Origin of the sequence: Aeromicrobium sp. 50.2.37 (assembly GCF_024655735.1) — a bacterium.
In the GTDB taxonomy this organism is placed as follows: Bacteria; Actinomycetota; Actinomycetes; order Propionibacteriales; family Nocardioidaceae; genus Aeromicrobium.
The window spans coordinates 35226-60006 of record NZ_JANLGG010000020.1 but is presented as its reverse complement, the minus strand read 5'-3'; the positions used below and the strand labels follow the sequence as shown (position 1 = coordinate 60006).

26 protein-coding genes are annotated in these 24781 nt (G+C 70.9%); 11 read left to right on the top strand and 15 right to left on the bottom strand.

Annotated features, from left to right (window positions below):
- Window positions 1–12 precede the first annotated feature (12 nt).
- From NUV38_RS12020 to NUV38_RS12005, 4 genes are all read right to left on the bottom strand, one after another.
- Entirely contained in the window at window positions 13–333 is a 321-nt protein-coding gene (locus NUV38_RS12020; RefSeq protein WP_257729340.1) for a solute carrier organic anion transporter, read from the bottom strand.
- Window positions 330–638 (bottom strand): helix-turn-helix transcriptional regulator, encoded by a 309-nt coding sequence (locus NUV38_RS12015; RefSeq protein WP_257729339.1) that lies wholly within the window; start codon window positions 636–638, stop codon window positions 330–332. The genes NUV38_RS12020 and NUV38_RS12015 overlap by 4 nt, the downstream gene beginning before the upstream one ends.
- Before the next feature lie 76 nt (window positions 639–714).
- On the bottom strand, window positions 715–2103 hold the full coding sequence (pntB, locus tag NUV38_RS12010; protein WP_257729338.1) for a Re/Si-specific NAD(P)(+) transhydrogenase subunit beta: 1389 nt from the start codon (window positions 2101–2103) through the stop codon (window positions 715–717).
- A gap of 5 nt (window positions 2104–2108) precedes the next feature.
- Window positions 2109–3659: a Re/Si-specific NAD(P)(+) transhydrogenase subunit alpha gene (locus NUV38_RS12005; RefSeq protein WP_257729337.1), complete on the bottom strand. Its 1551-nt coding sequence runs from the start codon at window positions 3657–3659 to the stop codon at window positions 2109–2111.
- A gap of 133 nt (window positions 3660–3792) precedes the next feature.
- On the opposite strand from NUV38_RS12005, the gene NUV38_RS12000 reads away from it, so the two are divergent.
- The gene (locus NUV38_RS12000; protein WP_257729336.1) at window positions 3793–4224 is read left to right on the top strand and encodes a hypothetical protein; all 432 of its coding nucleotides are present in this window, start codon (window positions 3793–3795) and stop codon (window positions 4222–4224) included.
- Window positions 4225–4243: 19 nt separating this feature from the next.
- On the opposite strand, the gene NUV38_RS11995 is transcribed toward NUV38_RS12000, so the two are convergent.
- The 8 genes from NUV38_RS11995 to NUV38_RS11960 form a co-directional block, all read right to left on the bottom strand.
- A complete protein-coding gene (locus NUV38_RS11995; RefSeq protein ID WP_257729335.1) occupies window positions 4244–4918 on the bottom strand; it encodes an HNH endonuclease family protein in 675 nt (224 codons plus the stop codon).
- A 251-nt stretch (window positions 4919–5169) separates the two neighbouring features.
- Window positions 5170–5865 carry a hypothetical protein gene (locus tag NUV38_RS11990; protein ID WP_257729334.1) on the bottom strand — a complete coding sequence of 232 codons (696 nt, stop codon included), beginning with the start codon at window positions 5863–5865 and terminating at the stop codon, window positions 5170–5172.
- Window positions 5866–6020: 155 nt separating this feature from the next.
- The gene (locus tag NUV38_RS11985; protein ID WP_257729333.1) at window positions 6021–7136 is read right to left on the bottom strand and encodes an alcohol dehydrogenase catalytic domain-containing protein; all 1116 of its coding nucleotides are present in this window, start codon (window positions 7134–7136) and stop codon (window positions 6021–6023) included.
- Entirely contained in the window at window positions 7133–8170 is a 1038-nt protein-coding gene (locus tag NUV38_RS11980) for an NAD(P)-dependent alcohol dehydrogenase (RefSeq protein ID WP_257729332.1), read from the bottom strand. The genes NUV38_RS11985 and NUV38_RS11980 overlap by 4 nt, the downstream gene beginning before the upstream one ends.
- Window positions 8167–9573, bottom strand: coding sequence for an amidase (locus tag NUV38_RS11975; RefSeq protein WP_257729331.1), 1407 nt, complete (start codon window positions 9571–9573; stop codon window positions 8167–8169). The genes NUV38_RS11980 and NUV38_RS11975 overlap by 4 nt, the downstream gene beginning before the upstream one ends.
- On the bottom strand, window positions 9570–10346 hold the full coding sequence (locus NUV38_RS11970) for a GntR family transcriptional regulator (RefSeq protein ID WP_257729330.1): 777 nt from the start codon (window positions 10344–10346) through the stop codon (window positions 9570–9572). The genes NUV38_RS11975 and NUV38_RS11970 overlap by 4 nt, the downstream gene beginning before the upstream one ends.
- Entirely contained in the window at window positions 10343–11581 is a 1239-nt protein-coding gene (locus NUV38_RS11965) for a CaiB/BaiF CoA-transferase family protein (RefSeq protein WP_257729329.1), read from the bottom strand. The genes NUV38_RS11970 and NUV38_RS11965 overlap by 4 nt, the downstream gene beginning before the upstream one ends.
- Window positions 11581–12402, bottom strand: coding sequence for a CoA ester lyase (locus NUV38_RS11960; protein WP_257729355.1), 822 nt, complete (start codon window positions 12400–12402; stop codon window positions 11581–11583). Before NUV38_RS11960 ends, NUV38_RS11965 begins: the two co-directional genes overlap by 1 nt.
- A 314-nt stretch (window positions 12403–12716) precedes the next feature.
- Between NUV38_RS11960 and NUV38_RS11955 the strand changes: the two genes are divergently transcribed.
- The 7 genes from NUV38_RS11955 (at window position 12717) to NUV38_RS11925 (ending at window position 20431) form a co-directional block, all read left to right on the top strand.
- Window positions 12717–13673 carry a polysaccharide deacetylase family protein gene (locus NUV38_RS11955; RefSeq protein WP_257729328.1) on the top strand — a complete coding sequence of 319 codons (957 nt, stop codon included), beginning with the start codon at window positions 12717–12719 and terminating at the stop codon, window positions 13671–13673.
- Window positions 13670–14698, top strand: a complete 1029-nt coding sequence (locus tag NUV38_RS11950) for a zinc-binding dehydrogenase (protein WP_257729327.1) — start codon at window positions 13670–13672, stop codon at window positions 14696–14698. The genes NUV38_RS11955 and NUV38_RS11950 overlap by 4 nt, the downstream gene beginning before the upstream one ends.
- A 100-nt stretch (window positions 14699–14798) precedes the next feature.
- Window positions 14799–15983: a sugar ABC transporter substrate-binding protein gene (locus NUV38_RS11945; RefSeq protein ID WP_257729326.1), complete on the top strand. Its 1185-nt coding sequence runs from the start codon at window positions 14799–14801 to the stop codon at window positions 15981–15983.
- 4 nt (window positions 15984–15987) lie between these two features.
- A complete protein-coding gene (locus NUV38_RS11940; protein WP_257729325.1) occupies window positions 15988–17580 on the top strand; it encodes a sugar ABC transporter ATP-binding protein in 1593 nt (530 codons plus the stop codon).
- The gene (locus NUV38_RS11935) at window positions 17577–18620 is read left to right on the top strand and encodes an ABC transporter permease (protein ID WP_257729324.1); all 1044 of its coding nucleotides are present in this window, start codon (window positions 17577–17579) and stop codon (window positions 18618–18620) included. Before NUV38_RS11940 ends, NUV38_RS11935 begins: the two co-directional genes overlap by 4 nt.
- Complete coding sequence (locus NUV38_RS11930; protein WP_257729323.1) at window positions 18617–19630, top strand: aldo/keto reductase; 1014 nt, start codon at window positions 18617–18619, stop codon at window positions 19628–19630. The genes NUV38_RS11935 and NUV38_RS11930 overlap by 4 nt, the downstream gene beginning before the upstream one ends.
- Window positions 19631–19642: 12 nt before the next feature.
- Window positions 19643–20431 (top strand): SDR family NAD(P)-dependent oxidoreductase, encoded by a 789-nt coding sequence (locus tag NUV38_RS11925; RefSeq protein ID WP_257729322.1) that lies wholly within the window; start codon window positions 19643–19645, stop codon window positions 20429–20431.
- Between the two features lie 62 nt (window positions 20432–20493).
- On the opposite strand, the gene NUV38_RS11920 is transcribed toward NUV38_RS11925, so the two are convergent.
- Together NUV38_RS11920 and NUV38_RS11915 are read right to left on the bottom strand one after the other, a co-directional pair.
- Window positions 20494–21060 (bottom strand): hypothetical protein, encoded by a 567-nt coding sequence (locus NUV38_RS11920; RefSeq protein ID WP_257729321.1) that lies wholly within the window; start codon window positions 21058–21060, stop codon window positions 20494–20496.
- A 120-nt stretch (window positions 21061–21180) separates the two neighbouring features.
- Window positions 21181–22125 carry a 1,4-dihydroxy-2-naphthoyl-CoA synthase gene (locus NUV38_RS11915; protein ID WP_257729320.1) on the bottom strand — a complete coding sequence of 315 codons (945 nt, stop codon included), beginning with the start codon at window positions 22123–22125 and terminating at the stop codon, window positions 21181–21183.
- 53 nt (window positions 22126–22178) lie between these two features.
- Here NUV38_RS11915 and NUV38_RS11910 point away from each other — a divergent pair, with 53 nt between their 5' ends.
- The 3 genes from NUV38_RS11910 to NUV38_RS11900 all read left to right on the top strand — a co-directional run bounded on the left by NUV38_RS11910 (window position 22179) and on the right by NUV38_RS11900 (window position 24060).
- Window positions 22179–22550: a helix-turn-helix transcriptional regulator gene (locus tag NUV38_RS11910; protein WP_257729319.1), complete on the top strand. Its 372-nt coding sequence runs from the start codon at window positions 22179–22181 to the stop codon at window positions 22548–22550.
- Window positions 22547–23074, top strand: coding sequence for an SRPBCC domain-containing protein (locus tag NUV38_RS11905; protein ID WP_257729318.1), 528 nt, complete (start codon window positions 22547–22549; stop codon window positions 23072–23074). The genes NUV38_RS11910 and NUV38_RS11905 overlap by 4 nt, the downstream gene beginning before the upstream one ends.
- Before the next feature lie 65 nt (window positions 23075–23139).
- Window positions 23140–24060: an SDR family oxidoreductase gene (locus NUV38_RS11900; protein WP_257729317.1), complete on the top strand. Its 921-nt coding sequence runs from the start codon at window positions 23140–23142 to the stop codon at window positions 24058–24060.
- A 24-nt stretch (window positions 24061–24084) separates the two neighbouring features.
- On the opposite strand, the gene NUV38_RS11895 is transcribed toward NUV38_RS11900, so the two are convergent.
- Window positions 24085–24726 carry an amino acid-binding protein gene (locus NUV38_RS11895; protein WP_257729316.1) on the bottom strand — a complete coding sequence of 214 codons (642 nt, stop codon included), beginning with the start codon at window positions 24724–24726 and terminating at the stop codon, window positions 24085–24087.
- Between the last annotated feature and the right edge of the window lie 55 nt (window positions 24727–24781).

Genomic DNA, 24781 nt, shown 5'->3' with positions numbered 1-24781 from the left:
CGCCGGCCGGCGTCAGGCCGCGTGCTTGCAGGTGCTGCAGGAGCAGTCGGCGCACACGCAGTTGGCACAGCTGTCGGAGCAGTGCGCGCACGAGCAGACGTTGTGGTTGCAGGTCGCGCAGGTGCAGTCGTCGCACACGCAGGTCGCGCAGCTGTCCGAGCAGTGTGCGCACGAGCAGGTGGCGCACTCGTCGTAGTGGCCCTCGTGCTCACGGTGCACGTGGCCGTCGTGCAGGTAGTCGACGTGGTCCTCGTGCACCACGGCGTCGTGGCCGCAGCCCGGTCCGTGGGGGTGGTCGTGCTTCTCGGCCTCGCGGTGGTCGATGACGGTCATGGGTGGTTCTCCTGGGTGTGGTGGAAGGCGTCGAGCAGCACGTGGGCCACGTGCTCGTCGGTGAGGGAGTAGACGACCTCGCGCCCGCGTCGCTCGCCGGCGACGAGGTGGGCGGTGCGCAGGATCCTCAGGTGCTGGGAGACGAGCGGCTGGGACCGTCCCGTCCACTCGACGAGCTGACCGACGGTCTGCTCCCCCTCGCAGAGCCGGTGCACAAGGGCGGCGCGCAGCGGCGTCGACATCGCGTCGAAGAGTGCGGCGACGGCGTCGTACGCCGCCACATCACCCCGCCCAGGCTCACTCATGCGGACATCCTCATATGGCAATACTTGCATGTCAACACGGGAACGGGACCCACCCGCAGGCACGGGTGGGTTCCGCTCAGAGAGCGCGCAGGATGTCCTCGACGCGGTCCTTCGCGTCGCCGAACAGCATCTGGGAGTTCTCGCGGAAGAACAGCGGGTTCTGCACACCGGCGTAGCCCGCGGCCATCGACCGCTTGAACACGACGACGTTCCGCGCCTCCCAGACCCGCAGCACCGGCATGCCCGCGATCGGGCTCGTCGGGTCCTCCGCGGCGGCCGGGTTGACGGTGTCGTTGGCGCCGATCACCAGCACCACGTCGACGTCGGCGAGGTCGTCGTTGACCTCGTCCATCTCGAGCACGATGTCGTAGGGGACCTTGGCCTCGGCCAGCAGCACGTTCATGTGACCGGGCAGGCGGCCGGCCACCGGGTGGATGCCGAACGTCACGTCGACGCCGCGCTCGCGCAGCTTGCGGGTCAGGTCGGCCACCGGGTACTGCGCCTGGGCCACCGCCATGCCGTAGCCCGGCGTGATGACGACGCTCGACGCGTCCTTGAGCATCTCGGCCACGCCGTCGGCGTCGATCTCGCGGTGCTCGCCGTAGTCGGTGGCGTCGCCGGCCGCGGCCTCGATGCCGAACCCACCCGCGATCACGGAGATGAACGAGCGGTTCATCGCCTGGCACATGATGTAGCTGAGGTAGGCACCGGACGACCCGACGAGGGCGCCGGTGACGATCAGCAGGTTGTTGCTCAGCAGGAAGCCGGCGGCGGCCGCGGCCCAGCCCGAGTAGCTGTTGAGCATCGACACGACGACCGGCATGTCGCCGCCACCGATGGACGCCACGAGGTGCCAGCCGAGAGCGAGCGCCAGCGCGGTGACCAGGACGAGCAGCCAGATGTTCGGGTTCGCGACGAACACGACCGTCAGCACGAAGAACAGCACGAGTGCGCCGAGGTTGAGGTAGTTCTTGCCCGGCAGGACCAGCGGCGCGGACTTGATGCGGGCGCTCAGCTTGAGGAACGCGACGATCGAGCCGGTGAACGTGACCGCACCGATGAAGACGCCGACGAAGACCTCGCCCGAGTGGATCCGCTCCAGCGACTCGAGCGGGTACTCGGGGTGCTCGAGGTAGCCGTTCCAGCCCACCAGCACGGCGGCCAGGCCGACGAAGGAGTGCAGCAGGGCGATGAGCTCGGGCATGCCGGTCATCTCGACGACGCGGGCCCGCCAGAGACCGATCGCGGCACCGATGGCCACGGCACCGACGAGCAGGACGACGCCGACCGTCTCGGCGTCCTCGACGGCCAGGATGATCGTGGCCACGAGCGCGATGGCCATGCCGGCGATGCCGTAGGCCACGCCCGACGACGCGGTCTCGTGCTTGCTGAGCCCCGCGAGGCTCAGGATGAACAGCAGGGCGGCGACGATGTACGCCGCGGTGGCGATGCTCTCAGCAGTCACTCTGATCAGCCCTTCGAAAACATGCCGAGCATGCGTCGGGTCACGGCGAAGCCGCCGAAGATGTTGATGGACGCGAGCAGCACCGCCACGAAGGCGAGCAGGCGGATGGCCCACTCGTTGTCGGCACCCTCACCGACGCCGATCTGCAGCAGGGCCCCGACGACGATGATGCCGCTGATGGCGTTCGTGACGCTCATCAGCGGGGTGTGCAGCGCGTGGTGGACCTTGCCGATGACGTAGTAGCCGATGACGATCGACAGCGTGAGCACGAAGAAGTGCTCGGGCAGCGGCGGCGGCGCGAAGGCGTTGATGAGGAAGAGCACGGCGATGCTCGCGGCGATGAGCAGGTACTTGCCGCGCTGCGTCAGGCCGGGCCTCGGCTCGGGCGCCTCCTTGACGGCCGGCATCTCCGCGGTTGCAGCCGGGGCGGCCGAGACCTGGACCGGCGGCGGGGGCCAGAGCACGTCGCCCTCGTGCACGACGGTGACGCCGCGCTGCACGACGTCGTCGTGGTCGAGGACCAGCTGACCGTCCTTGCCGGGGGTGAGCAGCGTGAGCAGGTTGACGAGGTTCTGGCCGTACAGCTGCGAGGCCTGCGTCGGGAGACGACCGGGCAGGTCGGTGTAGCCGAGGATCGTCACGCCGTTCGCCGTCACGACCTTCTCGCCGGCCACGGACCCGGCCACGTTGCCGCCCTGCGCCGCAGCCATGTCGACGACGACGCTGCCCGGCTTCATCGCGGCCACGTCGGCCTCGGTGAGCAGCAACGGTGCCTGGCGCCCGGGGATGAGGGCGGTGGTGATGACGATGTCGACGTCGGCGGCCTGCTCGGAGTAGATCTCCGCGGCGCGTCGGTCGTACTCCTCGCTGGTGGCCTTGGCGTAGCCGTCGGTGGACTTCTCGACCTCCACGTCGACGGCCAGGTACTCCCCGCCGATGGACTTGACCTGGTCGGCCACCTCGGGACGGGGGTCGGTGGCGCGCACGATGGCGCCGAGGCTGGAGGCAGCACCGATGGCGGCCAGCCCGGCCACGCCGGCACCGGCCACGAGGACCTTGGCGGGCGGGACCTTGCCGGCGGCTGTGACCTGGCCGGTGAAGAAGCGGCCGAACTCGTGCGCGGCCTCCACGACGGCGCGGTAGCCGGCGATGTTGGCCATGGACGAGAGCACGTCCATCGACTGGGCGCGCGAGATGCGCGGCACGGCGTCCATCGCGAGGACGGTGAGCGGACGGGCGGCGAGGGCCTCGAGGAGCTCGGGGCTCGTCGCGGGGGCGATCAGGCTGACGAGCGTGGCGTGGTCGTTCAGCCGATCGATCTCGTCGGTCGTCGGGGCGTTCACCTTGAGCACCACGTCGGCGGACCAGGCCTCGGCTCCGGGCACGACGGACGCGCCGGCCTCGGCGAACGCCTCGTCGGCGAAGGCGGCGCGGGCACCCGCGCCGGACTCCACGAGCACCTCGTAGCCGAGCTTCTCCAGACGTACGACCGTCGCGGGAGTCGCGGCCACCCGGGTCTCCCCTGGGCGCGACTCGGCGACCACTCCGATCCTCATTCCGCGGACACTAGCGGAGGCCCTCCGAGGCGACCACCTCATGAGACGCGCGTCTCAGGTACTGGCGGCATCCGGAACATCGCTCGCCTGACTGCTGATCGTGGGAGCATGGCCGCGACCACAGGAGGCTGACGTGACGCGCATGGACGACCGCTCCGTCCTGGCCCCGCGGCGTGGGCCGGTCGATGCCGATGACCGTCTCCTCTTCTGGTTCGCGCTGCAGGCGATCGTCCTCGTCCCGGTCGCCATCGGACCGAGCGTGTGGAGCGAGGTGGCGTTTCAGCCCTGGTGGATCACCCCGCCCCAGGCAGCCCTGTCGATCGGCGTGGCGTGGCTGATCGCGAGGTCCCTGCGGCGCCTGTGGCGCCTGCCTCGGCCCGTCAGCGCGGTGGGTTACATCGTCCTGGGTGCCGTGCTGGCGCTCCTGGCATCCGGCCCCCTGCTGGAGGGCACGCGCCCCAGCACCACGATCTTCGGTGCCGTCTACCTGGCGCTCGCCTTCGTGTTGTGGTCACTCGTGGCCCGGGCCGTGCTGGCCGGACGCCGACGCGGCCGACCGTCGTGACCCCCGTGTCGGCGCAGGTTCAGCAGCCCGCGAGCACGTCCTGGAGCGCGGACTTCTCGGCCGAGTCGACGGCCAGGTCCCAGCGGTGCTTGACCGCGATCCAGTCCGACACGTAGGTGCAGCGGTACGACGTCGCGGGCGGCATCCAGGAGTCGGGGTCCTGGTCGCTCTTGGACCGGTTCGATGACGCCGAGACGGCGATGAGGCTCCGCCCGTCCCCCAGGTCGTTGGCGAAGTCCTCGCGCTTCGTCGCGCTCCAGCCCGAGGCGCCCGAGATCCACGCCTCCTTGAGCGGGACCATGTGGTCGATGTCCAGGCCGCCCGCGTCGGTGACGCGCACCCCGTCGTAGGCCGACGTCCACGACCCGCTGGTGATCGAGCACGTGCCGGTGTGGCCGGTCGACGTCGACGACTCGTCCTTCAGCACCTCGGCGCGCGTGGTGCAGCCGTCGCCGTCGGCGTCGATCCAGTGCCGGAAGGCGCCGCGGTCGTAGGTGGTCCCGCCGGCCTCGGACCGGACCGTGAGCTCGGCCAGCTGGGACTCCGGCGAGGCCGACGCCGCCGGGGCGACGAGCACGGTGGCCACGAGCGTCGCGGCGAGCGCGACGAGCAGCGTGCGCAGCCGGCGTCGTGGCCGCCTCGGTGGCACGAGGTCGATCGAGTGGTGAGCAGGCGCGATGACAGGCACCGACATGGTGGGACTCCCCCCGAAGTCACTGGTCAGGTCGAGAGGACCGTAGGCACGACAGCCGCCCGAGGGGAAGGGATGGACGCTGCCGTTCACCAGAACGTCACGTCTCGGCGTCTCGGCGCGTCGGCAGGCGGGCGCGCATCCTGCCACGCCGCGTGGGGAGCCACGCACCACGGACTGGCGCCAGGTCGTCCGGACATGACGGCGGGCAGGACCCGAGAGTCCTGCCCGCCGCCGGCTCCCAACCGGGGAGGTCAGTTGCCGTCGTCACCCGAGGTGGTGTCGACGGTGATCTTGGCGACGCCGACGAGCAGGTCGGGGGTGACCGCGTCGGTGCCGAAGGTCTTGTTCAGCAGGTCCGCGGCGACCGGGCTGATGAACACCTTGGTGCCCTCGAGCACGGCGGTGTCGCCCTCGGACTGCAGCGGCTTCAGCGTGCTGCCGTTCAGCGTGAAGATGTAGGCGCTGGTGGCGGCGACCTCGCCGTTGACGGACACGTCGCCGTACACGCGCGAGACGCCCGGGTCGACGTTGAGATTGGTGATCTCGACCTTGGTGTCGCCGGCCTCGAGCGAGAAGCCCGAGCCCTCGTGCTGGATCTGGCCGATGACGTACGGCGAGACCTGGCCGGGCTTGAAGACCTCGACGTTGCCGCCGGTGATCGGGAAGACGAGCGAGCCGTCGACGAGCTCGCCGTCGCCGACGGTGCCGGGCGTGAGCTTGAGGGACGTGAGCGCGTCGGTGAAGCCCTTGTCGAGCTTGACGGCGGTGTCCTCACCGGTCAGCGCGGTGATCGAGGCGACGGGCTTCGGGGGCGTCGCGCTGGACGACGAGGACTCGGAGGCGGAGTCGGAGTCCGAGCCCGAGCTGCAGGCGGCGAGGGGCAGCGCGGCGACGGCCACGACGGCCAGGCTGGCGAAGAACTTCTTGGTGGGGTGCAGGGTGCTCATGAGAGCCACTTCCTTGGATCAGTGGGGGTTGTGCTGGTGGTTCGCCACCCCTGCACCCACAGGTTGGTTGCGTGCCACAACCTCAGCGAGATCTCAGTAATACCAGGGGAACTCCGACCAGTCGGGGCCGCGCTCCTCGAGGAACTGGCGAGCCGTCAGCAACCGGTGCGAAGATCGACGATCTGCCGGAGGGCGCGACCGTCTGCGAGGTCGTCCATGCCCTGGTTCACGTCGTCGAGGGCGATCGTGGAGGAGATCAACCGCTCCACCGGGAGTCGGCCCTGCCTCCAGAGGTCGACGAACACCGGGATGTCCCTCGACGGCACGGCGGAGCCGAGGTAGCTGCCGATGATCGACCGGCCCCCCGCAACGAGCCGCAGCGGAGACACCTGGGCCATCGCTCCCGCGGCCGGGAGGCCGACCGTGACCGTGCGCCCGCCCGGTCCCGTCACCGCGACCGCGGTCTCGAAGGCACGCACGTTGCCGGCAGCCTCGACGACCACGTCCGCCTCGAGTGCCTGCGCCTCTGCTTCTGCAGGGGTGAGTCCCTCCACGTGCCCGAGGGCGCGGGCCTGGTCCAGCTTGTCGGCCGCGGGGTCGATGCCGACGACCCGGACTCCATCGAGTGCGAGCGCCGTCAGCACGGCCGCCATGCCCACCCCGCCGAGGCCGACCACCGCGACCGTCTCACCGGGTCGTGGCCGTCCGGCGTTGAGGACCGCGCCCCCACCCGTCAGCACGGCGCAGCCGAGCACGGCGGCGACCCCCGGCGGGACGTCGTCGTCGACCGCGACCAACGACCGCTCGTCCACGACGGCGTGGGAGGCGAAGCCCGAGACCCCGAGGTGGTGCGCGACGGGCGAGCCCTCGCGCCGGAGCCGCGACCCTCCCCCGATCAGCTCGCCGACCTCGTTCGAGCGGCTGCCCACCAGGCACGGACGCACCCCGTCGGTCAGGCACCCGGCACACTCGCCGCAGCGCGGCAGGAAGGTCATGACCACACGCTGGCCGACGGGCCAGTCGCCTGCGTCGGGACCGGTCGCCTCGACCCGGCCACAGGCCTCGTGCCCGAGCAGCATGGGCACGGGCCGCGGCCGGTTTCCGTCGACGACCGACAGGTCCGAGTGGCAGATGCCGGCCGCCTCGATGCGCACCAGGACCTCGCGGCCGCGGGGCGGCTCGAGGTCGAGCTCGGAGACGGTCAACGGCGCGCTCCGCGTGAACGGACGCGACGAGCCGAGCCGTTCGAGCACGGCTGCTCTCACCTTCATGGAGTGCTCCCCTGGATGGTCGAGACGTCGAGGACGTACCGGTAGGGCGCCCGGCCCTCGGCCAGCGCGTCGAACGCCGCGTCCACGTCGTCGGCACCGACGACGGTGATCTCCGGGCGAACCCCGGTCTCGACCACGTGCGCCAGCAGCGTGCGCATGTCGTCGGGGCTGCCGATCTTGGACGCCGAGAGCCGGCGTCGGCTGTCGGCGAGCTGGTCCCACCGGATGCTGCGCGGCGACGTTGGCACACCGACGTCCACCCAGGTCCCGTCCTGGTCGAGCACGCCGAGCATCGACCCGACGTCGAGCTCGGCGACGGTGTTGATGACGAGGTCGAGGCCGAGCGTGGCCGAGTCGACGTCGTCGAGGGTCACGTGCGCCGTGGCACCCAGGCGAACGGCGTCCGCCGCCTTCGAGCGGGTTCGACCGAAGACCGTCACCTCCGCGCCGAGCGACCGGGCGAGCTGGACCGCCAGGTGGCCGAGACCGCCGAGACCCACCACCCCGACGCGGGTGCCCGGCCCGACCGACCAGGCGCGCAACGGTGACCAGACGGTCGTCCCGGCGCACATGAGGGGCCCGGCGTGCTCCAGCGCGAGCCCCGGCGGCACCGGGATCACGAAGTGCTCGTCGACGGTCATGCTCGTGCGGAAGCCGCCGTAGGTGGGCCGGCCGTCGTAGTGCCGGGCGTTGTACGTCAGCACCTCCCCCTCGAGGCAGTACTGCTCCCGACCCTCCTGGCAGCGTCGGCACCGACGGCACGAGTCGACGTAGGTGCTCACTCCCACCCGGTCGCCCACCACGAACGAGTCGACGGCGGATCCGACCTCCGCGACGGTGCCGGCGATCTCGTGGCCCGGCACCATCGGGAACGTGCTGGCGCCCCACTCGTCGCGCGCGAGGTGGACGTCCGTGTGGCAGATGCCGCAGTAGGCGACGTCGATGCGGACCTCGCGCGGACCGAGGACCTCGGTCTCGAGCGACCCGGTCGTGAACGGTGCGCCTGCGGCCACGACCTCGAGCGTGGTGCTCATGCGGTCGCCCCCACGCCGCTCGGTCGACGCCGGTGGTGGTCGGTCGCGGTCTGGAAGGCGGCGGCGACGCCGAGCAGCAGGCCGTCGCGTCCCGGTGCACCGACGACCTGGGCACCGAGCGGGAGCCCGCGGGAGTCGACGCCGCACGGCATCGAGAGGGCAGGCAGACCCGCCAGGCTCCACGGGTAGGTGAGCCGGGTGCCGCGGGCCGTCGTCTCGACCATGTCCTCCACCTCGTCGATGCGCGGCGGGCACGAGCTGACGGTCGGCCCGACGAGCACGTCGTACCTCCGGACGAGGTCGCGTGCCGTGACCGACCAGGCCCGCGCCTCGGTGTACGCGGTGCTCACCTCCGCGCCCGTGAGGCGGGCGCCGAGCTCCAGCCGCGCGACCACGTCGGCACCGAGCAGGTGGCGGTGCGCGACCAGGTCGTCGGCGTACGCGGCGTAGGCCTCGGCGCGGATGATGCGGCCGCAGAGGTCGTTGGCCCGCGACGCGCCCGGCACGGTGCACGCCTCGACGTCGGCCCCGAGGTCGCGCAGCACCTCCACCACGTGGGCGACGCCGGCGAGCACCTCCTCGTCGACGTCGGCGGTGAAGAAGTCGTCGAGGACGCCGACCCGCAGCCCGGCGACCGCGTCCTGCTCGGGCTCGGTGGACGGCAGCCACGGGTGCCCGGCCGGCAGCGACCACGGGTCGTGCGGCGACGGCCCCGCGATGACCTGCTGCACCTGGGCGACGTCGAGGGCGGAACGAGCCAGGACGCCGACGGTGTCGAAGGAGGCGCTGATGTGGCGCACGCCGACGTTGCTCGCCGACCCGAACGTGGGTCGCAGGCCCGTGACGCCGTTGTAGGAGGCGGGGATGCGGACGGATCCCCCGGTGTCCGTGCCGAGGGCGGCGAGGCAGAGGTCGGCACCCGCCGCCGCGCCGGAGCCGCCGCTGGACCCGCCCGGCACACGGTCGACGTCCCAGGGGTTGCGGCACGGCCCGAACGTCGCGTTGTCGTTCGTCCCGCCGTAGGCCAGCTCGTGCAGCGTGACCTTGCCGACGACGACGGCGCCGGCGGCTCGGAGACGTTGGACGACGTCGCTGTCGCGCGTGGCCGGGGCGTCGGAGGCGAAGAGGCTCGAGCCGGCGGTCGAGACGTAGCCGCTGACGTCGATGTTGTCCTTGACGGCGATCGGCCACCCGGCGAGCGGGAGGCCTGCCCGCTGCGACGGCGGGAGCGCGTCGACGGCGTCGGCGTCGGCGAGGGCCTGTTCGGCGTCGACGGCGATGAAGGCGTTGAGCGTGGGCTGGGCCGCCTCGATCGCCTCGAGGCTGGCGGCGACCATCTCGCGGGCGGAGGTGCTCCTCCTCAGCGCGGGGTCGTCGACGAGGGCACGCAGGTCGTCGCTCACCGGTCGCTCTCCGGCGCCGCCCCGGCCAGGTCGGCCGGGGTGAAGACCGAGCGCCCGAGGTCGGTGGCGACCTCGGCGAGCCCGAGGTCGTCCTCCGCCTCGGCGGCGCTCCCGGCTCCCGACCGCGCTGCGAGGGCACGCAGACGGTGGACCGTGGAGATCGCGCCGATCTCCACGTGCAGGGTCATGAAGCGGCGGGCCAGGTTGGGGTCGCGCGCCTCGACGGCCCCCGTGATCGCCTCGTGGTGGTCCAGGGAGGCACGAGCCCGCGAGTCCAGCCACACGGCCTCGACGGGCATCGTGGCCCACGCCCGCTCGATCAGCTCGCTGATCAGGTTGTTGTGGGACGCCCGGTACACGGTGCGGTGCCACTCCGCGTTGAGGTCGGCGAGCTGCTGGCTCACGTCGCGGTTCTCGACGGCGACGCGGAACCTCTCGTGCAGCTCGCGGATGGTCGCGAGGTCCTCGTCGGTGGCCGCCATCGCAGCCATCTCGACCGCGAGCGGCTCGAGCGCCGACCGCACCCGGTACAGGTCGGTGACGCTGTCGGGGCTGAACTTCGCGACGATCATGCCCTGCTGCGGGCGGTCGGTGATGAGACCTTGCGCCTGCAGGAGCCGCATGGCCTCGCGGATGGGGGTCGGGCTCATGCCCAGGGTGTCGACCAGCTCGCGGATCACCAGACGCTCACCGGGCGCGAGCTCGCCGTCCTCGATCGCCGTGCGCAGGCGCCGGTAGGCCTGGTCGGTCTTCGTGCCCCCCACCTTCGTCATGCCGGGTCCTCCGCAGGCATCGCGATCACGCCGGCCTCCTCGAGCTTCGCCAGGTCGGCGTCGGAGTAGCCCAGCTGGTCCTGCAGGATCTCACGGTTGGAGGCGCCGATGTCGGGCCCGACGCTGCGGATCCGACCCGGGGACTCGCTGAGGCGGGTCAGCACGTTCTGCATGCGCAGCGGGCCGAGCTTGGGGTGCTCCACCGTGGTGATGTAGTCGCGTGACTGGAACTGCGGGTCGGCGAAGATGTCCTCGATGGTGTTGACCGGCGCGATGGCCGCACCGACCCGCTCGAACTCCGAGATCACCTCGGCGGTGTCGCGCTCGGCGATCCACGCCGAGATCGCGTCGTCGAGCTCGTCCTGGTGCTGCAGACGTCCGGCGTGGTCGACGAACCAGGGCTCGACGATGACGTCGGCCCGACCGACGAGCGTCATGACACGCTCGGCAGTGGACTGCGAGCTGGCCGACATGCCGAGCCAGCGTCCGTCCTTGGCCTGGTACGCGTTGCGCGGTGACGTGAACGGCGCACGGTTGCCGGTGCGGGTCTGCACGACGCCGAGCTGGTCGTACACCGAGGCCTGCGGGCCGAGGATCCAGAACATCGGCTCGGTGATGGCGAGGTCGATGAACTGGCCGGTGCCGCCGTGGTCGCGCCACCACAGGGCGCTCATCACGGAGAACGCACCGGCGAGCGCGGCGATGCTGTCGGCGAGCGCGAACGGCGGCAGGGTGGGCGGCCCGTCGGGCTGGCCGTTGATGTGGGCGTAGCCCGACATCGACTCCGCGAGCGTGCCGAACCCGGCCCGCGTGGCGTAGGGGCCGGTCTGGCCGAAGCCGGTCGTGCGCACCATGACGAGGTTCGGGTTGATCTCCTTCAGCACGTCCCAGCCGAGGCCCCACCGCTCCAGCGTGCCGGTGCGGAAGTTCTCGATGAGCACGTCGGCGTCGGCCACGAGACGCTTGAGGATCTCGGCGCCCTCGGGGGTGGACAGCTTGGCGGTGACGGAGCGCTTGTTGCGCCCGACGATGGCCCACCAGAGGGAGACGCCGTCCTTCTCCCACCCCATCTTGCGCAGGTTGTCGCCGCTGGGCTGCTCGATCTTGATCACGTCGGCGCCGAAGTCGCCCAGGAACGTGCCGATCACGGGTCCGGCGAAGAGGGACGCGGCGTCGACGACCTTGACGCCCTCGAGCGGCATGGGGCGGTGGGTCTCGGCGGTCTGCTCGGTCATCAGGGGTTCCTCGTGCTCTCGGTGGTGTCCTCGGCGGCGATCCGTCGGAGGGCGGTGTGGTAGGTCGGGTAGTCGACGAAGATCTCGCCGACGCGGATGGAGGCGAGGCCCTCGGCCTGGGCGGCCTCGAACTCGCGGACGATGCGGCGCTGCAGCTCCAGGTCGGGCTCGCCGTACGCGGCGTGGACCTGGGTCAGCTGCGGCGGGTGGACGACGACGCGCCCCTGGAAGCCGAGAGCTCTCGACGCACGGCTCGCGCGAGCGAGGTCGTCGGGGGCGTCCAGCGCCAGGAACGGTCCGTCGAGGGGGGCCGGCAGGCCGGCTGCCCGGCAGGCGAGCACCACGTGCGACCGCGCGTGGAGCAGCTCGTCGGCGTCGGGGGTGAGGGTGATGTCGAGCTCGGCGGCGAGGTCGCCGGTGCCGACCACGACCAGGTCCGGCCGACCGGAGCGGCAGACCTGTGCGGCGTCGAGCACGCCGGTCGCGGTCTCGAGCAGGGCGACGACCGGCACGGCACCGACCACCGACCGCACGTGCGCCACGAGGTCGGGGTCCTCGACCTTCGGCACCACCACGGCATCGGCTCCGGCGGCCGCCACCGCAGCGAGGTCGTCCTCGAACCACGGCGTGGAGACCGCGTTCACGCGCACGGCGACGGGCCCGGTGCGCGAGGTCCCGCGCAGGTGCTCCGCTGCGGCGGCGCGCGCGTCGTCCTTGCGCGCGTCGGCGACGGCGTCCTCCAGGTCGAGCACCACCAGGTCGGCGCCGAAGCGTCCCGTGGCGGCCACCTTGCGCGGCTCGCTGGCCGGCGCGAAGAGCATCGACCTCACGCGCCGGGCTGACGGGTCCCAGACCATCCGTGGCTCCTTCCGTGAACCGTTGATGTCGAGAACTATATATCAGGTGATATTAATTCGAGGTCAAGTCTGTGTTACGCGCTTCCACTCGTCAACCCCCCGATGCGCAGGTCGAGGACGGAACAGGCCTTGAATAACAGTGGTCTAGGCGTGTTCTGACGCGCGTTACATCGTTCGGGGACTTTCGACCCATGTTGACTGGATCACATCAAACCTCTTGTCAAAAAATATGATCTGGGTATCGTGGTGCTCACATCCACCGGACGAGAGGAGCTCCCGTGAGCGACGCCGACACCCCGCGCTTCACCGAGCGCGACGACATGGGTCCCGCCCGTGACGTCGTGGGCTACGGACGTGACGTCCCCACCGTGTCCTGGCCGGGAGGAGCCCGCGTGGCGCTGAGCCTCTGCCTCAACTGGGAGGAGGGCTCGGAGAGCAGCCTCATCGCCGGCGACGGACGCAACGAGGGACTCGCCGAGATCCCGTACCTCATCGAGCCGCAGTACCGCGACCTCGCCGTCGAGTCCGTGTACGAGTACGGCTCGCGCGCCGGCATCTGGCGCCTCCAGCGTCTCTTCGACTCCCTCGACGTCCCCGTGACCCTCTTCGGCGCGGCGGTCGCCTTCGAGCGCAACCCCGAGGTGGCTGCCTGGGTGCGTGAGCGCGACCACGAGGTGTGCTCGCACGGCTGGCGCTGGGAGGAGGTGTGGCGGCTGGGTCGCGAGACCGAGCGCGCCCACATCCGTGAGGCGGTCCGCTCCATCGAGGAGACCTGCGGCCGTCGCCCCGTCGGCTGGTACTGCCGCTACGGGCCCTCCATCCACACCCGCGAGCTGCTCGTCGAGGAGGGCGGCTTCGAGTACGACTCCGACGCCTACAACGACGACCTGCCCTACTACAAGGAGGTCACGGGCACCCAGCACCTGGTGCTGCCGTACTCCTTCACGTACAACGACGGCAAGTTCGTGCAGGCGCAGGGCGTGTCCAGCCCGTCCGACTTCTTCGACTTGCTGCGCACCGGCTACGACTACCTCTGGGAGGAGGGCGCGACGCACCCGCGGATGATGTCGATCGGCCTGCACCCCCGGCTCATCGGCCAGGCCGCGCGCACCAGCGCCCTGCGTGACTTCCTGCGCTACGTCCAGGACAAGGGCGACGTGTGGATCACGCGCCGCATGGACATCGCCCGCCACTGGGCTGCCCACCACCCCCCGACCGATCGGAAGACCGCATGAGAGCCGTCCGTTTCCACTCCTACGGCGACGCCGACGTCCTGTCCGTCGACGACGTCGCCGACCCCACGCCCGGTCCGACCGACGTGGTCGTCGCCGTACGTGCCGTGGGCGTGAACCACGTCGACGTCGACATGCGCAACGGCACGTCGCGGCTGCCGCTGGAGCTCCCGCACACGCTCGGCCTGGAGTTCGGTGGCGAGATCGTCGAGGTCGGGTCGCAGGTCACCGGCTGGAGCATCGGTGACCGCGTGACGGCCCTGCACCAGATGGCGTGCCACGAGTGCAACTGGTGCCTGCGGGGTCTGCAGCAGCACTGCCGCAGCATGACGTTGTTCGGCGTGCACCGTCCCGGCGGCTACGCCGAGCTGGTCCTCGTGCCCGCGAAGGCGCTCGTCCGCCTGCCGGACGCGATGTCGTTCGTCGACGCAGCGGTCACGCAGACCAGCTTCGGCACCGCATGGCACTGCCTGACCGGCCGCTCGCGCGTCCGCCCGGGCGACTGGGTGCTGCTGTCGGGAGCCGGCAGCGGCGTCGGCTCGGCCGCGATCCGCATCGCCCGCATGCTCGGGGCCCGCATCATCACCACGGCCGGCAGCGCCGAGAAGCTGGCGAAGGCCCGGGACATCGGTGCCGACGTCGTCATCGACTACACCAAGGACGACGTCCCGAAGGCCGTCATGGACGCCACCGGCGGCGAGGGCGTGCAGGTCGCGCTCGAGCACATCGGCGGGTCGAACTTCGACGCGTGCCTGCGCTCGCTCGCCACGGACGGCCGCATGGTCGTCTGCGGCGGCCACGCGGGCGAGACCGTGCCGCTGGACCTCATCGAGCTGTTCCGCCACGAGTGGTCCGTCGTCGGCGCCGCGCGAGCCACCGAGCCCGAGCTGCACGAGATCGTCCGGCTCGTCGGGAGCGGCCTGCTGGAGACGGTCGTCGACAGCACCTTCTCCCTCGACGACGCCGCCTCCGCGCACCGTCGCATGGAGGACCGCCTCCAGTTCGGGAAGCTCGTGCTCACCCCGTGAACCCCTCAGACCCGGTCGCGACCCGCGTCGCGACCGTGACCGGCTCCGGTCACCTCGGACGACCCAGGTCGGCCACCTCACCCCTCACCAAGGAGAACGCATGAACACCATCCGTCACGCCGCTCGGGGACGGCGTCTCACCCACGTCGTCGCCGTCGCGTCGGCAGGCCTGCTGCTGGCCGCCTGCAGCAACGCGGCCAGCGACACCAGCTCGTCCGGCGACGGCGAGAAGTCCGAGGCCCAGAAGGAGGCCAGCGCCAAGATCGAGGCCGCTCGTGCCATCCCCGAGTTCACGCTCGACGCCCCGGCCTTCGACGTGTCGAAGGCGAAGGGCAAGAAGGTCGTCAACGTACCGATCACCGAGTCGATCCCCTACGTGAAGGCCGTCGACGCAGAGGCGAAGGCCGTCGCGAAGAAGAACGGCGTCGAGTGGGTGAACTACCAGAACAACGGCACGCCCACTGAGTGGAGCAAGGGCATCGACTACGGGATCCAGACCAAGGCCGACGCGATCATCATCCACTCGGGCATCGACCCGCAGGTCGTCATCCCGGCACTCCAGAGAGCCAAGAAGGCCGGCATCCCGGTCCTCTCCACCCACACGTACGCCAACGGGGAGAAGCCACCGGCCTCCGTCGCCGACCTCCTCGCAGCGACCGTCACCGTCCCGTTCGCCGAAGCGGCCGCTCTCCAGGCCGACTACGTGGTCTCCGAGAGCGGCTGCGACGCCAAGCCGGTGATCATCACCTCCAAGGAGGTGCCCGCGTCCGACGGCATCGTCGAGGCCATGCGCAAGGAGCTCAAGGACCTCTGCCCCGACCAGGACCCCGAGGAGATCAACGTCCCCGTCGCACAGTGGGGCACGGGGATCAAGACCGAGGTGCAGTCCTACCTGGTCAAGAAGCCGGACACCGACTGGATCATGACCAACTTCGACGACATGGTCGTCCCGGCGGTCGCCGGCGTCCAAGCGGCCGGCAAGAGCGGATCGGTCCGCATCACCTCGTACAACGGCACGCCCGCGAACGTGAAGCTCATCCAGGAGGGTGACATCTTCGCCGCCGACATGGGCGAGAGCATCAAGTGGCTCGCCTGGGCCCACGTCGACCAGACGCTCCGCGTCCTGGCGGGCGTCGACCCCATCGCCGACGGCAACGAGCAGACGCCCGTGCGTGTCATCGACGACTCCAACGTCGACGACATGGGAACGCCTCCGGGCACGGAGACGGGCTACGGCGACGCCTACGTCAAGGGCTACGAGTCGCTCTGGCAGAGCGGGAGCTGATGACATGACCGAGGCAGCACAGGGGTCCCCGACCACCGCAGCTCCATCCGGGAGGAACGTCTCCCTCTCGGGGGTCACCAAGTCGTTCAACGGGGTCCAGGTGCTGAAGGGCGTGGATCTCGCCATCGACTACGGCGAGATCCACGGCCTCCTCGGCCAGAACGGGTCCGGCAAGTCGACCCTCATCAAGGTGCTCAGCGGGACCTACGACCCCGACTCCGGAGAGGTCTTCACAGGAGGTCGGCGACAGACGCTCCCCCTGGTCCAGTTCGCCGACGTGGGCTTCAGCTTCGTGCACCAGGACCTGGGGCTGATCGACGACCTGTCCGTCCTCGACAACTACTTCCTGACGCACACCGCCCGATCGCGGTCGTGGAGGTTGCGGTGGTCGCGGGACCGCGAGACGGCACGTCGGGCACTCTCCTCGCACGGCCTGGACCTCGACGTCGACGCCAAGGTGTCGACGCTGGAGGCCACCGACCGCGCCCTGCTCGCCATCGTGCGCGCGGTGGAGAACGTCCGGCACAGCTCGGTTCCGGGTCTGCTCGTGCTCGACGAGCCCACCGTCTTTCTCCCCCGCGAGGGTGTCGAACGGCTCTTCGCCCTCACCCGGTCGGTGGCCGCGGCAGGGACGAGCATCCTGTTCGTCTCTCACGACATCGACGAGGTCCGCGAGCTGACGTCCCGGGTCACGGTGCTGCGTGACGGCCAGGTGGCCGGCACGGCGCAGACGGCGACCCTGTCCGACGAGGACCTCATCACGATGATCGTCGGCCAGCGGTTGGCCAGGCACCAGGGCGAGATCCGCGCGCACGACGAGGCTGGCCGGGTCACGCTCTCCGTCGAGAGTCTCTCGACGTCGTTGCTCGACGACGTCGACCTGCAGGTCCGCGAGGGCGAGGTGCTCGGGGTGACGGGCCTGGCGGGTTCGGGGTTCGAGCACGTCCCGTACGCCCTGTTCGGCGCCCTCGACGCGCGGGGGACGATGACGCTCCCCGACGCGGCCTACGATCTCGAGTCGCACACGCCGCGCCACGCACTCGGCCACGGGATGGCCCTGGTGCCGGGGGACCGCAAGCGGGAGGGCGCGGCCGTCGACCTGACGGTCGGCGACAACGTCACGCTCCAGGCCCTCTCGTCCCACCGCCCGTGGCGCCTGCGCAGGCGCGCGCTCGGAGCGCTCGCCGACGACCTCGTGGCGCAGTACGACGTCCGACCGCGCGACGCCCAGGCGATCTACGGATCGCTCAGCGGTGGGAACCAGCAGAAGGCACTCATGGCGAAGTGGTTGGACACCGGCCCCGAGGTCCTGCTGCTGCACGAGCCGACCCAGGGCGTCGACGTGGGAGCACGCGAGCAGATCTTCGCGGCCCTCGACACCGCGCGAGCCGGCCGCACCGCCGTGGTCTGCGCGAGCTCGGACTGCGAGCAGCTGGCACGCATCTGCGACCGCGTGGTCGTCATCGCCCGGGGCCGGGTCCAGGCCAGCCTCGCCGGGGACACGTTGTCCAAGGAGCACCTCGTGGAGACCGTCTACAGCACCTGGACGCCCGCCACCACCACGTCAGACACCGACACCATCAAGGACATGGCATGACTACCTCCATCGACACGTCGCAGGACCCTCAGCAAGCACCGGACGCTCCCGAGGCGCCAGGCACCGAGCCGACGCCGCGCGCACGAAGGACGCGCGGGCTGCTGCAGCGGTACGCGCTGGTCATCGCCTGGGCCCTGGTCGTGGTGGCGTTCGGCGCGCTGCGGCCGGAGATCTACCTGAGTGCCGCGAACTTCCAGACGATCTTCGGATCGCAGGCCGTGCTCCTCCTGCTCGCCCTGGGGCTCCTCCTGCCGCTCATCACCGGCAACTTCGACCTCTCGATCGCCGCGAACCTCACCTTCTCGTCGATTCTGCTCGCGATCCTCCAGGTGCAGCACGACGTCCCCCTCGTCCCGGCGATCCTCGTGGTGCTGGTGGCCGGCGTCCTCGTCGGCGTGGTCAACGGCTTCCTCGTGGTCGGGCTCGGGATCGACAGCTTCATCGCGACACTCGGGACGAGCACGGTGCTGCAGGGCCTCGTGCTGGCGGTCTCGGACAGCCAGACCATCTCCGGCATCAGCAGCAACCTCATCAACTTCGCTGCGAACTACCGCTTCGTCGGGATCTCGTTGGGCTTCTGGTACGGCGTGATCCTGACGCTGGTGCTCGCGTACCTGCTCGGCTTCACCGCGCTGGGGCGCCGGATGCTCTTCGTCGGGCGCAACCCCGAGGTGTCCCGGCTCAGCGGCGTCGAGGTCGGTCGCATCCAGTGGGGCGCCTTCGTCGGGTCCGGTCTCATCGCCTCCGTAGCCGGCGTCGTCTACACCGGTTCCCAGGGCGCGGCCGACCCCACGTCCGGACTCGGGTTCCTCCTGCCGGCCTTCGCGGCCTGCTTCCTCGGGTCGACTGCCATCCAGCCGGGCCGCTTCAACCCGATCGGCACCTTCGTCGCGGTGTTCTTCCTGGTCAGCGGGATCACCGGCCTGCAGATCCTGGGAGCGGAGTCGTACGTGCAGCAGCTGTTCTACGGTGGCGCCCTCGTCCTCGCGGTGGCTCTCGCGAAGCTGCCCGAGCGCCGGCGCCGCAAGAAGGGCGCATGAAGGCCAACCGCGTCGGGCGCACCGCGCTGGAGGTCACCGAGCTGGGACTCGGGTGCGCGCCACTCGCCGGCATCTACAGGTCCCTCGAGGAGTCGGCGGCCACCGACACCGTCGCGGCGGCGTGGGAATCGGGTGTCCGATACTTCGACACCGCACCGGTGTACGGAGCCGGGCTGAGTGAGATCCGGCTCGGTCGGTCTCTCCGGGGTGTGCCCCGCCACGAGTACGTCCTCTCCTCGAAGGTCGGGTACGACCTCGTGCCGCTCGCTCCCGGCGAGCAGACGTGGGACCAGTTTCCCGGTGGACTCCCGTTCGCCCGACGCTTCGACTTCTCGGCCGAGGCGACCAGACGGTCGATCGAGAGCAGCCTGGAGAGGATCGGCACCGATCGGCTCGACATCGTCTGGATCCACGACCCGGACGGTGCTCGAGGCGGCTTCGACGGGGTGGACCCGTACGTGTCGAGCCACTTCGAGGCAGCGATGAGCGGTGCGTACACGGTGCTGGACGAGCTGCGCGCCTCCGGCGTGATCGGTGCGATCGGTGTCGGGCTGAACCAGGCGCCGATGTTGATCGACTTCGCCCGGGCCGGAGACTTCGACGCCTTCCTCCTCGCGGGTAGGTACACCCTCCTCGAGCAGGGGCCGCTGGACGACCTGCTGCCGCTCTGCGTCGAGCGTGGGATCAGCCTCGTCATCGGGGGGCCCTACAACAGCGGGATCCTGGCGACGGGACCCGTGCCGGGCGCGCGCTACAACTACGCACCGGCCACGTCCGAGGTGCTCGACCGCGTGCGCGCCATCGAGCAGGTCTGCGTCGATGGCGGCACGACGCTGCGGGCGGCGGCGCTGCAGTTCGTGCTGCGCCACGAGGCCGTGGCTGCCGTGATCCCGGGGGTGTCGAGCCGCGAGGAGATGATGGACGCGGCCGCGGCGGTCTCCACCCCGATCGACGAGGGGGTCTGGGCCGACCTTCGCGCGCTCGGGCTCGTCCACCCCGACTCCCCCTGAGAGGACCGCACCATGAACCAGCACACGCTCGAGGGCCGTCGCGCACTCGTGACCGGCGCGGCCGGCGGCATCGGTGCCGCGATCGCGCTCGACCTGGCGCGCAGTGGCGCCGACCTGGTCGTGCTGCACGACCGGCCGGGGTCCGACCTCGGACCGGTGGCCGAGGAGGTCCGCGCGGCCGGCGCCACCAGCACCACGATCGAGGCCGACCTGGCGGACGTCGCGTCCGTGGAGGGCATCGTGCGGTCGGCCCTCGACGCGGGCGGGGTCGACCTGCTCGTCAACACGGCCGCCGCGCACGAGAAGACCATGACCACGCAGAGCGACACCCTGGGGCTCGACGTCGAGCTGTGGGACCTGGTGATGGCGGTGAACGTGCGCGCTCCCTGGCTCCTGGCGCGCGGTCTGGCACCGTCGATGGCGTCGTCGCCGTCGGCGGCCGTCGTGAACGTCGCCTCCCAGCACGGCATCGTCGCGGCCGAGGCGAGCCCGGCCTACAACTCCAGCAAGGCGGCACTCATCCACCTGACGAAGAGCATGGCGCTGGACCTGCGCCACCTCGGCGTCCGGGTCAACGCCGTCGCCCCCGGCGTGGTCGACACCCCCATGGTGGACCGGATCTTCGACCTCACGCCCGACCCGGCCGCCACCCGCGCGGCCGCGCTCGACACCTACATCATCGACAGGTTCGGCGACCCGGTCGACATCGCGCGCGCGGTCACGTTCCTCGGTTCCGACCTCTCGTCATGGACGACGGGCACGTGCCTGGTGGTGGACGGCGGCCAGACGGCCTGGCGCTGACCAACCTCCTGCAGCACCGCGCAGACGTCGGCGATCCCGGTGGACGGTGGTGGGGCCGACCGTCACCACGCGTCACGTGCGCGCTGTCCGGCGAGTACGTGACTCATGTCGAGCCTGCGTGGCGCTAGCGATGATCCGCCGCCACCGATCACCCAGCACCGCCAGTGCTTCGAGGACAAGCGGACCGGAAGCCGGTCCTGGAGTCGGTGGACGAGTCGGTCGAGCTCGGCGCCAGGTGACAGCGGGACGCACAACTCGACTCTGAGGGTCGACTTCTCCGCGAGTCGGAGCGCTAGGTGATTCTGGTGTCCGGTCCGCTCCTGCCAGCGCCCAGCGTCGAGCGGCGCCTTGCTCGACGGGTCGAGGAGATCGAAGGACGCCCGCACGTCCAGCCCGATGGTCGACATCCCGTGCATCGTCACCTGTGGCGCGATGTCGTCGAGAAGGTCGAAGGCGTCCTCGACCTCCTCGTCGTCCAGGACGATCACCTGGCCGCGACCGAACCGGTCCTCCAGCGCCTGAAGGTCTTCCCGCTGTCTCTCGAGTCCCGGCACTTCGCGCGTCACGAGCGAGTGCTCGACCCGGCCCCTGAGCGTGGTGCAGGTCTCGAGGAACGACAGGACCTGCATGTACACGACCCGTCGCGACGACCCGCCCAACGAGTGCGCACCGCCGCTCGAGAGCGGCAGGCCTTCGTACGTGACGACGGGGGCCTGCGTCGAGGGCTTCATGTCGAGCACCTCTTCGGCTCAGTAGTACCAGGGGAACTCCGACCAGTCCGGGTCGCGCTTCTCGAGGAACTGGTCGCGCCCCTCCTGCGCCTCGTCGGTCATGTAGGCCAGGCGGGTGGTCTCGCCCATGAGCACCTGCTGGCCGACGAGTCCGTCGTCGATCATGTTGAAGGAGTACTTGAGCATGCGCTGCGCGGTGGGGCTCTTGCCGTTGATCATGCGGCCCCACTCCAGCGCCGTCGCCTCGAGCTCGGCGTGCGGGACGGCGCGGTTGACCGTGCCCATTCGCACCCCGTCCTCGGCGGAGTACTCCTCGGCGAGGAAGAAGATCTCGCGGGCGAACTTCTGGCCCACCTGGCGGGCGAGGTAGGCCGAGCCGAAGCCACCGTCGAAGCTGCCGACGTCGGCGTCGGTCTGCTTGAACCGGGCGTGCTCGGCGCTCGCGATGGTGAGGTCGGAGACGACGTGCAGGCTGTGGCCGCCACCGGCAGCCCAGCCGGGCACCACGCAGACGACGACCTTCGGCATGAAGCGGATGAGCCGCTGCACCTCGAGGATGTGCAGACGCGCCAGTCGCGCCTTGTCGATGGGCGAGGGCTCCTCGGCCCCGGTGTCGGACCCCGACGCCGACCCGTCCTCGTACTGGTAGCCGAACCGGCCGCGGATGCGCTGGTCGCCGCCGGTGCAGAACGAGCGCTTGCCGTTCTTCTCGCTCGGTCCGTTGCCGGTGAGCAGCACGCAGCCGACGTCGGCCGACGTGCGCGCGTGCTCGAGGACCTGCAGCAGCTCGTCGACGGTGTGCGGGCGGAACGCGTTGAGCACGTCGGGGCGGTCGAAGGCCACGCGGACCGTGCCGTGGTCGACGGCGCGGTGGTAGGTCACGTCGGTCAGGTGCTCGAAGCCGGCCACCTCGTTCCAGGCGGAGGGGTCGAAGGTCTCGGACACGCCGGGCAGTGCGCTCATGGCGAGACCGTATCGTTGACGTGATGAGTAACCAACTGGTTACCATGTTGCACATGGATGTCTACGCCGCGCTCGCCGACCCGGTCCGGCGCGCCCTGCTGGCCCGGCTCGCCGAGGGTCCACGACGGGTCGCCGACCTCGCGGCCGAGCACCCGGTGTCCAGGCCGGCCGTCAGCAAGCACCTGCGCCTGCTGTCCGAGGTCGGGCTGGTCACCGCTGACGAGCGCGGCCGTGAACGGCACTACCGCCTGCGCGCCGAGCCCCTCGGCGAGGTGCGACAGTTCGTCGACTCGATCACGCCGCGGCCACCGGTGCCCGAGCAGGCGCTCGACGCCCTGGCCACCGAGGTCGCCCGCACGCGGCGCGAACGTCGTGACGCCGCGACCGAGCGCCCCGCCACCCGCACCCACGAGGAGTCGGCATGACCACACCCACCCCCACCGGCCGCCACGAGCGGCGCGGCACCGACGACCACCTCGTCTGGGAACGGACCTTCCACGCCCCGATCGACGACGTCTGGGCGTCGGTCACCGAGTCCGACCGCCTGGCCCGTTGGTTCGGCACCTGGTCCGGCGACCCGGCCGACGGCTTCGTGACGGTCCAGATGAACGCCGAGGGCGACGACGCCGAGCCGTCCCGCTTCGAGATCCGCGCGTGCGAGGCCCCGACCCACCTCGCCGTCGACGTCGTGGACGAGGGCGGGGCCTGGTACCTCGACCTCGAGCTGAGCGAGTCCGACGGCACCACGACGCTCGTCTTCGCGCAGCGGATCCACGACGTCTCGATCGTCGAGCACACCGGCCCCGGCTGGGAGTGGTACCTCGACCGGCTCACCACCGCGGCGTCCGGAGGGCACCCCGACGAGCTGGACTTCGACGTCTACCTCGCCGCCACGCACGCCCACTACCGCGCACTCCAGGAGACGCTCACCCCCGACACACCCCGGTGACGCCCACGTCGCACGATGCGTCACACCTGCGTGACGAACTCAGATACCGTCGGTATGTTGACCGCATGGCACTCTTCGCCCGCAAGGGCTTCTCCGGCAAGGTCCTGGTCGTCACCGGCGCGGCACGCGGCATCGGCGCCGGAGTCGCACGGGCCTACGTCGCCAGGGGCGGCCGCGTCGCGCTGCTGGGCCTGGAGCCCGACCTGCTCGAGGCCCTCGCCACGGAGCTGGGCCCCGCGGCGGCGTGGTGGGAGGCCGACGCCCGCGACGGCCGCGCCATGACCGCCGCCATCGACGCCGCCGCCGCGCACTTCGGCCGCATCGACCACGTGCTCGCCAACGCCGGGATCGCCTCCTACGGCACGGTCCGCCAGATCGACGAGGACTCCTTCGAGCGGGTCATCGACATCAACGTCAACGGCGTCTACCGCACCCTGCACGCGTCGATCCCGCACCTGGAGAAGACCAAGGGCTACGCGCTCGTCGTCGCCTCCCTCGCCTCCTTCACCAACCTGGCCGGCCTCGCGTCGTACAACGCCAGCAAGGCCGGCGCGGAGTCGCTGGCGCTCGTCGCCCGCCAGGAGGTCGCGCACCTCGGCGTCAAGGTCGGCGTCGCCCACCCGTCGTGGATCGACACCGACATCGTCCGCGGCGCCGAGGCCGACCTGCCGACGTTCAAGGTCATCCGCGGCAAGCTCCCGTTCCCGGCGAACGCCACCACCACGCTGGCCGAGTGCGTCGACGCGATCGTCGCCGGACTCGCCAAGCGGAAGACCCGCGTCTACGTGCGCCGCGGCGTCGTCGTGGCCAACTGGACCAAGCCGCTCGTCAACTCCCCCATCGGCTGGGCCGTCATGCGCCCGCAGCTGAAGAAGCACGTGCCCGACCTCGAGCGCGAGGTCGCGGCGCTGGGCCGCTTCCAGCACGCCCACGTCCCCCTGACCGACCCCAAGAAGCCGATCGTCGACGAGCCCGCCGCCCCCTGACGTCGACGCCCGGCCGCCGTCGCGTCAGGCCTGGACGGAACCGGCGAGGCTCACCATGTGGCCCAGCCGGGCCAGCTCGGACGCCAGGAACTCCGGGCCGCCATGACGTCCGACCACGACGACGAACACACGACCGCTGCGGTCCTTGGCCTGGGTGCCGGCGAGCAACGTCGACGACCAGGCGTCGACGGAGTCGAGGGCCCGCGAGCTGCGGATCGACAACCACGACGCCGCGTCGGGGACCAGCTTCGGCGCCGACGGCGAGGCGCTGAGCACGGCCGGCTCCCCGTCGACGCGGTGCAGCGCCATGGCCCAGTCGGTGCGGAAGGTGGCCGGCACGACCTCCACGAGCCGCGCGATCGCGTGCTCGGGCTCGGCGGTGAACGCCTCGACGGCCTCGAGGTCCATGCTGAGGTTCGCGCCCGCGTTGTAGCGGCTGATCCAGTGCACCCGCACGCCCTCGAGCTCGTGGCACGCCGTGATCAACGCGTCGGCCATGACCTGCGGGGGCAGCTCGAGCAGCACGTCGTCCACGGCCTTGCCGTCGGAGCGGTGCTCCACGATCTCGATGGCCTCGATGTCGGCCCCCGCACCACCGAGCGCCGACGCCATCGCACCCAGGGAGCCCGGGACGTCGGGCAGCTCCACGCGCAGCAGGTAGGCCATGGGCACATCTCACCACGCCGGTGTTTCTTTTGCGTTGCGCCGATACCCTGGCGCG

What these genes read in the sequence shown, in the direction of transcription:
- NUV38_RS11995 (WP_257729335.1), bottom strand. Translation starts at nt 4,918, where the DNA reads ATGTCGGTGCCTGTCATCGCGCCTGCTCACCACTCGATCGACCTCGTG.
- NUV38_RS11985 (WP_257729333.1), bottom strand. Translation starts at nt 7,136, where the DNA reads ATGAAGGTGAGAGCAGCCGTGCTCGAACGGCTCGGCTCGTCGCGTCCG.
- NUV38_RS12005 (WP_257729337.1), bottom strand. Translation starts at nt 3,659, where the DNA reads ATGAGGATCGGAGTGGTCGCCGAGTCGCGCCCAGGGGAGACCCGGGTG.
- NUV38_RS11945 (WP_257729326.1), top strand. Translation starts at nt 14,799, where the DNA reads ATGAACACCATCCGTCACGCCGCTCGGGGACGGCGTCTCACCCACGTC.
- NUV38_RS11970 (WP_257729330.1), bottom strand. Translation starts at nt 10,346, where the DNA reads ATGACGAAGGTGGGGGGCACGAAGACCGACCAGGCCTACCGGCGCCTG.
- NUV38_RS12015 (WP_257729339.1), bottom strand. Translation starts at nt 638, where the DNA reads ATGAGTGAGCCTGGGCGGGGTGATGTGGCGGCGTACGACGCCGTCGCC.
- NUV38_RS11940 (WP_257729325.1), top strand. Translation starts at nt 15,988, where the DNA reads ATGACCGAGGCAGCACAGGGGTCCCCGACCACCGCAGCTCCATCCGGG.
- NUV38_RS11905 (WP_257729318.1), top strand. Translation starts at nt 22,547, where the DNA reads ATGACCACACCCACCCCCACCGGCCGCCACGAGCGGCGCGGCACCGAC.
- NUV38_RS11930 (WP_257729323.1), top strand. Translation starts at nt 18,617, where the DNA reads ATGAAGGCCAACCGCGTCGGGCGCACCGCGCTGGAGGTCACCGAGCTG.
- NUV38_RS11965 (WP_257729329.1), bottom strand. Translation starts at nt 11,581, where the DNA reads ATGACCGAGCAGACCGCCGAGACCCACCGCCCCATGCCGCTCGAGGGC.
- NUV38_RS11915 (WP_257729320.1), bottom strand. Translation starts at nt 22,125, where the DNA reads ATGAGCGCACTGCCCGGCGTGTCCGAGACCTTCGACCCCTCCGCCTGG.
- NUV38_RS11980 (WP_257729332.1), bottom strand. Translation starts at nt 8,170, where the DNA reads ATGAGCACCACGCTCGAGGTCGTGGCCGCAGGCGCACCGTTCACGACC.
- NUV38_RS11935 (WP_257729324.1), top strand. Translation starts at nt 17,577, where the DNA reads ATGACTACCTCCATCGACACGTCGCAGGACCCTCAGCAAGCACCGGAC.
- NUV38_RS11990 (WP_257729334.1), bottom strand. Translation starts at nt 5,865, where the DNA reads ATGAGCACCCTGCACCCCACCAAGAAGTTCTTCGCCAGCCTGGCCGTC.
- NUV38_RS11925 (WP_257729322.1), top strand. Translation starts at nt 19,643, where the DNA reads ATGAACCAGCACACGCTCGAGGGCCGTCGCGCACTCGTGACCGGCGCG.
- NUV38_RS11900 (WP_257729317.1), top strand. Translation starts at nt 23,140, where the DNA reads ATGGCACTCTTCGCCCGCAAGGGCTTCTCCGGCAAGGTCCTGGTCGTC.
- NUV38_RS11920 (WP_257729321.1), bottom strand. Translation starts at nt 21,060, where the DNA reads ATGCAGGTCCTGTCGTTCCTCGAGACCTGCACCACGCTCAGGGGCCGG.
- NUV38_RS11950 (WP_257729327.1), top strand. Translation starts at nt 13,670, where the DNA reads ATGAGAGCCGTCCGTTTCCACTCCTACGGCGACGCCGACGTCCTGTCC.
- NUV38_RS12020 (WP_257729340.1), bottom strand. Translation starts at nt 333, where the DNA reads ATGACCGTCATCGACCACCGCGAGGCCGAGAAGCACGACCACCCCCAC.
- NUV38_RS11910 (WP_257729319.1), top strand. Translation starts at nt 22,179, where the DNA reads ATGGATGTCTACGCCGCGCTCGCCGACCCGGTCCGGCGCGCCCTGCTG.
- NUV38_RS11960 (WP_257729355.1), bottom strand. Translation starts at nt 12,402, where the DNA reads ATGCTCTTCGCGCCGGCCAGCGAGCCGCGCAAGGTGGCCGCCACGGGA.
- NUV38_RS11895 (WP_257729316.1), bottom strand. Translation starts at nt 24,726, where the DNA reads ATGGCCTACCTGCTGCGCGTGGAGCTGCCCGACGTCCCGGGCTCCCTG.